Raw genomic sequence first — 1,714 nt, 5'->3', positions numbered from 1 at the left:
CAGTTCGATCCCCTGCGGGCCGTTGAGGAAGGGAAGGCCGACGATCCGCTGGCCGGCGGCAAAGGCACCGGCCGGCTCGATCAGTTCGCAGCAAAATTCATGGCCCATGACGACGGGCTGGGCCGGGTCCATGAAGCCGCGAAAGCCCGCGCGCTGCAACAGGTCGCACAGATGGTCGGCATGGTCGCGGGCATGGAGGTCGCTGCCGCACACGCCGCACACAAGTGGCCGGGCGAGCAACTGCCCAGCGGCTGGCGTGGGATCGGGCAGCGACTCCAGCGTGAATCGCCCGTCGTTCAGCACCATGGCCTTCATCGGTCCTCTCCTTTTTTTGTGCCTGCGCCGGCGTTGCAGCCAGGTTGGCGGGCTTGCCGGCGCGTCACTAATCGCTTGTTCCGAACAAATCGGGCGATTTTCTATGTATGGCGCGCAGGCCTGGATTATCGGGTTTCGCTCAACGGCAACGGGTCGGATGGTGTTGAGTCGACAATCAATATCGTCTAACGAAAATATCGGTCAATATCGAGTCGTCAAGAGGCGCAGGAACAGGAGAGCGATGGCGGATACCGATCCGAAGGTCGTGGTCGAGGCGCTGATCGAAGCGTTCAACCGGCGAGATTCCTTGGCCGTCGCGGCCTTGCTCCATGATGATGTCGTCTGCGCCGGTATCCCGATGCCGCCTGCCCATGGCAAGGCGGCGACGCTCGATATGCTGGCGCCCTTTCTGGCGGCCGAGGCGATCGACTGGCAGTTGCATGCGGTCGCCGTGAACCGTCGAACCGTTCACACCGAGCGCACGGACCGTTTCCGCTTTTCCGGCTTGGAATGGACGGAGGTCCGGGCGGCGGGCATCTTCGAAATCGCAGAGGATGGTCGCATCCTTGGCTGGCGTGATTATTTCGACATGGCCGAACTGGTGGCGGCAATGCCGGCGACGCCATAGGAATTTGACGTCGATGATCCGACTCATTATGGTCGGATGAAATTGTCCGATAATATTTGCCGTAGCGCAGGGGCAATTCCACCGGAGAGTCGCAGCGAAGCGGCCATGAGCGGGAGGTGAGAGGATGAGGCTGAGCCAGGACATATCCGGCTTTGCCGACCAGATGGTGGCGGATTGCGCGCTTGGGAGCGCGTCGATCTTCTTCTACGACGACAATGTAGGGGAGGGACAACTGTCCTACCTCTATCATGTCGGCGTCAGCGAAGAGGCGCAGCATCGCTACCATGACGGGCGTGTGTTCAAGTCGGATCCCTTCACCCGCCAGCTTCTGGCGCAAAGCGACGTTTCCGGGGCGCATTTCCTCCATTGGGGCGATGCGGCGCTCGACCGCTTCGTCGCGCGCAACTATACCAGTTTCCTCGATCATTATGCCGTCGATGTCGTCGGCGCATCGACCCGCCGGCTGGCACCCGGCCTCTGCCTCATCATTGGCGCGCATCGGAAGGGACGGCGAACCGGCTTGCCCGAAGTGCCCGAACCCTTGTTGCAACAGCGGCTCCACACACTGTCCAACATGGTGGTCGACCGCTTCTTGTCCGACCTGATAGACTCATCGGACGGACGCATGGCGCTGCGCACTACGATGGGTGGCGAACCACCCTGCGTCACCGGCCTGTCACCGCGCGAGGAGCAACTGGCCGCCCTGCTGTGTCGCGGATTGCAGAACAAGGCGATCGCCTTCGAGATGGACCTGTCGGAGAATACGGTCGA

3 protein-coding genes are annotated in these 1,714 nt (G+C 61.9%); 2 read left to right on the top strand and 1 reads right to left on the bottom strand.

Going from position 1 to position 1,714, the window contains the following annotated elements; genetic code table 11:
• The coding region (locus VMR39_RS30185; RefSeq protein WP_325422211.1) for an alcohol dehydrogenase catalytic domain-containing protein at positions 1 to 315 on the bottom strand (315 nt) is incomplete at its 3' end.
• A gap of 241 nt (positions 316 to 556) precedes the next feature.
• Here VMR39_RS30185 and VMR39_RS30180 point away from each other — a divergent pair.
• Both VMR39_RS30180 and VMR39_RS30175 read left to right on the top strand, forming a co-directional pair.
• Positions 557 to 943 carry a limonene-1,2-epoxide hydrolase family protein gene (locus VMR39_RS30180; RefSeq protein WP_325422209.1) on the top strand — a complete coding sequence of 129 codons (387 nt, stop codon included), beginning with the start codon at positions 557 to 559 and terminating at the stop codon, positions 941 to 943.
• A 124-nt stretch (positions 944 to 1,067) separates the two neighbouring features.
• A partial coding sequence (locus VMR39_RS30175) for a helix-turn-helix transcriptional regulator (RefSeq protein WP_325422207.1) occupies positions 1,068 to 1,714 on the top strand: 647 nt, incomplete at its 3' end.

Origin of the sequence: Sphingobium sp. (assembly GCF_035511395.1) — a bacterium.
Lineage (GTDB): Bacteria > Pseudomonadota > Alphaproteobacteria > Sphingomonadales > Sphingomonadaceae > Sphingobium.
This window is presented reverse-complemented; position numbering and strand designations above follow the sequence as displayed.